The organism is Kineococcus sp. G2 (genome assembly GCF_037154035.1).
In the GTDB taxonomy this organism is placed as follows: Bacteria; Actinomycetota; Actinomycetes; order Actinomycetales; family Kineococcaceae; genus Kineococcus.
The window spans coordinates 1-6,169 of the sequence record NZ_JBBBEM010000052.1; the positions used below are offsets into that span (position 1 = coordinate 1).

At 73.2% G+C, this 6,169-nt stretch carries 5 protein-coding genes; 3 read left to right on the top strand and 2 right to left on the bottom strand.

Going from position 1 to position 6,169, the window contains the following annotated elements; translation table 11 throughout:
- Positions 1–1,146 (bottom strand): glycoside hydrolase family 3 protein (locus V9U69_RS09300; RefSeq protein ID WP_337061386.1); only part of this gene is annotated, 1,146 nt, incomplete at its 3' end.
- 230 nt (positions 1,147–1,376) lie between these two features.
- Between V9U69_RS09300 and V9U69_RS09305 the strand changes: the two genes are divergently transcribed.
- From V9U69_RS09305 to V9U69_RS09315, 3 genes are all read left to right on the top strand, one after another.
- Positions 1,377–3,062, top strand: a complete 1,686-nt coding sequence (locus V9U69_RS09305; RefSeq protein ID WP_337061388.1) for an extracellular solute-binding protein — start codon at positions 1,377–1,379, stop codon at positions 3,060–3,062.
- Positions 3,063–3,166: 104 nt separating this feature from the next.
- Positions 3,167–4,075, top strand: a complete 909-nt coding sequence (locus V9U69_RS09310; RefSeq protein WP_442907696.1) for an ABC transporter permease — start codon at positions 3,167–3,169, stop codon at positions 4,073–4,075.
- Entirely contained in the window at positions 4,072–5,058 is a 987-nt protein-coding gene (locus V9U69_RS09315; protein WP_337061391.1) for a carbohydrate ABC transporter permease, read from the top strand. The genes V9U69_RS09310 and V9U69_RS09315 overlap by 4 nt, the downstream gene beginning before the upstream one ends.
- A 38-nt stretch (positions 5,059–5,096) precedes the next feature.
- Here the strand turns inward: V9U69_RS09315 and V9U69_RS09320 are convergent, their stop codons facing one another.
- Positions 5,097–6,098: a LacI family DNA-binding transcriptional regulator gene (locus tag V9U69_RS09320; protein WP_337061393.1), complete on the bottom strand. Its 1,002-nt coding sequence runs from the start codon at positions 6,096–6,098 to the stop codon at positions 5,097–5,099.
- Positions 6,099–6,169 lie beyond the last annotated feature (71 nt).

The window sequence follows — 6,169 nt, forward strand, 5'->3', positions numbered from 1 at the left end:
GGTCAGGACGGCGTCGGCCAGCGGCCCCACCACGGCCACCGTGCCGTCCGCCGGCAGCGGCAGGGCGCCACCGCGGTCGCGCAGCAGCACCACGCCCGCCGCGGCGGCCTCGCGCGCCAGCGCGACGTGCTCGGCGCGCCCGACGTCCTCGGCGCGCACGTCGGCGTAGGGGCGCTCCTCGCCGGGCACGTCCTCGTCGAGCTCGCCGGTGCGCGCGCGCAGCGTCAGCAGCCGGCGCACGGCCGCGTCCACGTCGTCCCGCGTCAGCTGCCCGCGCTCCAGCGCGGTGCGCAGCGCCCCCAGCGTGGGCCCGGGGTCGTCGCCGTCGTCGGTGAAGGAGTCCACACCCGCGCGCACCGCGGCGGCGTCGGCGGTGGCGAGGTCGTCCGCCCAGCGCTCCAGCCGCACGAGGTTCCCGGGGGCGCCGGCGTCGGTGACGACGGCCAGGCCGTCGGGGTCGGCGACCCAGGCGCGCAGGTGCTCGCGCACCAGGGGGCTGACGTGGGCGGGGACGCCGTCGACGAGGTTGTAGGCGAGCATCGCCGCGCCCACCACACCGGCCTCGACGGGCCCGCGGAACGCCGGCAGCTCCAGCTCGTGCAGCACCCGCTCGCGCACCTGCACTGACGCGGTCGCCCGCCACGGCTCGCCGTCGTAGGCCAGGAAGTGCTTCAGGGTGGGCACGGTCTGCCACACCCGCGGGTGCTCGCCGCGCAGGCCGGCCGCGTAGGCGGTCGCCAGTTCCGCCGTCAGGTGCGGGTCCTCGCTGAAACCCTCCTCGTTGCGACCCCACAGCGGGTTGCGCAGCGGGTTCACCACCGGCGCCCAGACGTTCAGGCTGACGTCGGGGTCGGTGAGCTTCTTCGCCCGGACCTCGCGCCCCACGGCCAGCCCCACGCGGCGCAGCAGGTCCGCGTCCCAGGTGGCCGCCAGTCCCACCGTCTGCGGGAAGACCGTCGCCGGGCCCAGCCACGCCACGCCGTGCGCGGCCTCGGTCCCCGTGCGGAAGGCGGCCAGCCCCAGGCGGGGGACCGCCGGGGCGTGCTGGTGCAGCATCGCCAGGCGCTCGTCGGGCGTGAGGCGGTCCAGCAGGTCGTCCACGCGCTCGCGCAGGGGCAGGCGGGCGTTGCGGAACGGCAGGGTCATCGTCGGTCCCTTCGCGTCGAAGCGCTTGCACCGTAGCGGTCCGGGGAAGCACGGGGCTAGAGCCCTGGCAACGGCCCCATCACGAATCCGGGCAACGCCTTGTCATCGCCGGGGGACGCCCGTACGGTGGAATTGATCGAAGCGCTTCGACCGGCAACGAAGCCCCGTCGCGAGGTGGCGACCCAGAGCTCGCGCTGATCGACGTCCGACATGAAGGAGTGTGGACAACGATGGACCAGCACACCCGCCCCGCGGCGGAACGCACCGCACCCCCCGCCGGCCCCGCGCGGCGCTCCGTGCTCGGCACGGTCGCCGCCGGAGCGGCGCTCGCGGCCCTGCCGACAGGCCTGGCGGCGTGCAGCTCGAGCGAGGGGGCGGCCGGCCCGCAGGTCGAGGGGCCGCTGTCCGAGGCGGACCTGGCCGCCGTCCTGCCCACGTACCGGGCGCGGTCGCTGGTCGAGCCGGACATCCCCGGCGTGGACGGCTCCACCCCCGGCTACACCACGATGCCCGCCGCCCTCGTCAAGGCCGTCGACGGCGTGCCCGGCTCCGGCGGCACCTACACCGCGATGACCCCCGCCTGGTGGACCGCCCCGCCCGGCGACAACGTCTACCACGACGCCGTCAACGAGGCCCTCGGCGCCACCGTGGAGTTCCAGGTCACCGACGGCGTCACCTACGGCGAGAAGCTGCAGGCCGTCCTCGCCTCGCCCGACGACGTGCCGGACTGGGTGGTCATCCCCACCTGGAACGTCCCCCCGCGCTTCGAGCGCGGCGTCACCGCGCTGTTCGCGGACCTCACCGACCACCTCGCCGGCGACGAGGTCCTGAAGTACCCGAACCTGGCGAACCTGCCCACCGACGCCTGGAAGTACTGCGTCTTCAACGGCCGCCTGTACGGGCTGCCCTACCCCGGCGAGCTGGTGGGCAACGCGATCTTCTACCGCCGCGACATCTTCGGCCAGCTCGGCCTGGCCGCCCCCACCAGCCCCGACGAGCTCATCGCCGTCGCCAAGGACGCCACCTCCGAGTCCGCCCGGCGCTGGGGCGCGGAGGACATGTGGGACGGCGCGCAGATGCTGTTCGGCGCCGGCGCCGACTGGCACCTGCAGGACGGGAAGCTGCTCAGCCGGTTCGAGACCGAGGCGTACCGCAACGCGCTGGAGTGGAACCGTGAACTGTTCGCCTCCGGTGCCGTGCACCCCGACGCCGTCGCCGGGAACTTCCAGCAGGGCAAGGACCGCTTCGAGGCCGGGCAGACCCTCATCACCTACGACGGCCTCGGCGGCTGGCACGAGGCGCTGGCGCGGGTCCTGCCCTCCAACCCCACCTTCGAGCAGCACCCGCTGGACTGGTTCGGCCCCGACGGCGGCGACCCGATCCTGTTCAAGGGCCAGCCCGTCAGCATCTTCAGCTTCCTCAAGAAGACCGACGACACCGCCGCGATCGAGGAGATGCTCGCCATCGCGGACTACATCGCCTCGCCCTTCGGGTCGGAGGAGTTCCAGCTCGTCAACTACGGCGTCGAGGGCGTCACCTTCGAGCGGGACTCCGCCGGTGCGCCGGCGCTGAACGAGCGCGGCCTCACCGAGGTCACCACCACCTACGGGTTCCTCACCAGCCCGCCCATCGTCAACGCCAAGGTCCAGTTCCCCCAGTACGTGCGCGACTTCTGCGAGTGGATGGCCCGCCAGGCCCCGCACGTCACCGAGCCGGTCTTCTACGGCCAGCAGATCCAGGACCCCAGCCAGTACAGCTCCCTGGGCAAGCCGTTCGACGACCTCGCCAAGGACATCGCCCGCGGCCGCAAGGACATCAGCGCCCTCGACGAGGCCATCACCACGTGGCGCAACAGCGGCGGCGACGAGCTGCGCGCCTACCGCGAGAAGTTCCTCACCGGCGACGAGGCGAGCTGACCGTGGCGTCGGGAACCCGCCTGGAGCCGCCGCGCCAGGAGCGCGGCGGCCCCGGCGCCGCCGCACCGCGGGCGGTGCGGAAGGCGCGGCCGGCGGGGAACAGGATGGGGCACCTCGCCCGCCTGCGCCGGGACCGCAGCCTGCTGCTGATGTGCCTGCCGATGGTGGTGCTGCTGATCGTCTTCGCGTACGTGCCGATCGCCGGAAACGTCGTCGCCTGGCAGGACTACTCGCCGTTCGTCGGCATCCGCGAGAGCCCGTTCGTCGGCTGGTACAACTTCGAGCGCGTCTTCGCCGACCCGTCCTTCTGGTCCGCGGTGCGCAACACGCTGACCATCACCGCGTTCCAGCTGGTGTTCTTCTTCCCCGTGCCCATCGCGCTGGCGCTGCTGCTCAACAGCGTGCTCAGCACCCGGGTCCGGGTGGCGGTGCAGTCGATCGTGTACCTGCCGCACTTCTTCTCCTGGGTGCTGGTCGTCTCGATCTTCCAGCAGGTCCTCGGCGGGGCGGGGCTGCTCAACCGGCTCCTGGCGGCCGCCGGGTTCGACGGTGTCGACGTCATCACCGACCCGGACGCCTTCCTCTTCCTCATCACCTCCCAGGCGATCTGGAAGGACGCCGGGTGGGGGATCATCGTGTTCCTCGCCGCGCTGGCCGCGGTGAACCCCTCGCTGTACGAGGCGGCCGCGGTCGACGGGGCCAACCGCTGGCGCCGCATGTGGCACATCACCCTGCCGGCGCTGAAACCCGTCATCATCCTGCTGCTCATCCTGCGCCTGGGCGACGCCCTGACCGTCGGGTTCGAGCAGCTCATCCTCCAGCGCGACGCCGTCGGTGCGGGCGTCGCCGAGGTCCTGGACACGTTCGTGTACTACCGCGGCGTGCGCAACGGCGACTGGAGCTACGCGGCGGCCGCGGGCCTCGTCAAGGGCCTGGTGAGCATGCTGCTGGTGCTGGCGGCCAACAAGGTCGCGCACCTCTTCGGCGAGCAGGGGGTGTACTCGAAGGCATGAGCACGACGAACCGGATCGACCGCGGTGCGGGGGACGCCCCCGTGGACCGCGACGTCAACGGCGCCGGGCGCGTCCCCGCCGACCAGGTGCAGCGCAGCCGCTCCGCGCGGCCGGTGTGGGACGAGGAACCCAGCACCGCGGGCAAGGGGCTGAAGGGTCTGGCGCTGGTGCTCATCTGCGCCGCCGTGATCGTGCCGCTGTACACGATCCTGCTCACCAGCTTCTCCACCCAGGCCTCCATCACCCGCGCCGGCGGGCTGGTCCTCGTGCCGGGGGAGCTGACCCTGGACGCCTACCGGCAGGTCCTCAGCGGGGGAGTGGTCACCCGCGCCGTGCTCGTCAGCGTCGGCATCACCACCGTCGGCACCGCGGTGAGCATGGTGGTCTCCGTGCTGGGCGCCTACGGGCTCTCGCGCACCGGCTCCTACGGGCACCGGGCCATCCTGTTCGCGCTGCTCATCACGATGTTCTTCGGCGCCGGGATGATCCCGACCTACCTGCTGGTCAGCAGCCTGGGCCTCATCGACAGCTACTGGTCGCTGATCCTGCCCACGTGCGTCTCCGCGTTCAACATCATCCTGCTGCGCGGGTTCTTCATGGGCATCGACGCCTCGCTCATCGACTCCGCCCGCATCGACGGCGCCGGCGACTGGCGGATCCTCGCGCGGATCGTGCTGCCGATGTCCAAGGCCGTCACCGCCGTCATCGCGCTGTTCTACGCCGTCGGCTACTGGAACGCGTTCTTCCAGGCGACCCTGTACATCAACGACTCCACGAAGCAGCCCCTGCAGGTGGTGCTGCGCTCGTTCGTGCTGCAGGGCGTCGACGTGCCCGGCAGCGTGGACGTCGGCTCCGGGCAGGTGGCGAGCCTGGCGGTGCAGATGGCCGTCGTCGTCATCGCCATCGTGCCGGTGCTCATGGTCTACCCGTGGGTGCAGCGGCACTTCGCCTCCGGCGTGATGATCGGCGCCGTCAAGGGCTGAGGGCCCCGCGCGCCCCGTCCACCCCGGCGCCCCGCGGCTCAGCCGCGGGGCGCCGCCGTGCTCCCGCGGTCCTCCAGGCGCGCCGCCAGCAGCCGCGTCTCCGCGGTGCGCTCACCGGCGATGCGGGCCACCAGCATGTCCACCGCGATCCGCCCCACGTCCAGGGCCGGGATGTCCAGCGAGGTCAGCGGCTGCGGCAGGTGGGCGCCCGCGCTGGCCGCGATCGTCACCACCGACACGTCCCGCGGCACCTGCAGGCCCTCCTCCGCCAGCACCGCCAGCAGCGACGGCAGCGCCGCCTCGTTGTGCACCACCAGCGCACTCACCCCCGGCAGCTCCTCCCGCACCGCCGCCAGGCTGCGGCGCACGCCCTCCGCGCCGGGTTCGCACGGCTGGTACGCGCCGGCCGCCCCGGCGGCGCGGACCGCTTCGCGGAACCCGTCGCGGACCCGCTCGGCGTAGCCGGCGTGCCGGGTCAGCGAGCGCGGCGGCGAGGCCAGCACCGCGATGCGCCGGTGCCCCAGGCCCGTCAGGTGCGCCACCGCGGTGCGCGCCGCGCCGGCGAAGTCGAAGTCGACGCAGCTGAGGCCCTTGGGGTCGTTCGGCACGCCGATGAGCACCGTGGGGCGCTCCAGGGCGGCCAGCACGTCCACGCGCGGGTCCTCCGCCTCGATGTCCATCACGAGCAGGCCGTCGACGAGCGAGCCGCTGCTGACGCGGCGCAGGCCCGCGTCCTCCTCCTTCGTCAGCAGCAGCACGTCGAGGTCGTGGCGGCGGGCCGTGGTGGTCACCGACCGCACGAACTGCATGATCACGGTGACGTTGACGTCCTCGCGCAGCGGCGCGACCAGGCCGATGATGTCCGTGCGGTTCGAGGCCAGGGCGCGCGCACCGGCGTGCGGGCGGTAGCCCAGGTCGCGGATGGCGCGCTCCACGCGCGCGCGGGTGGGCGCGGAGATCGTGCGCTTGCCGCTGAGCACGTACGACACCGTGCTGGCGGAGACCCCCGCGGCCGCGGCGACGTCCATGATGGTGGTCACGGCAGCTCCTCGGTCCTCCCGCGCCGTGCGCGGGTGAGCGCACGGTACCGCCGTCGCGGCCCGCGCGGGCC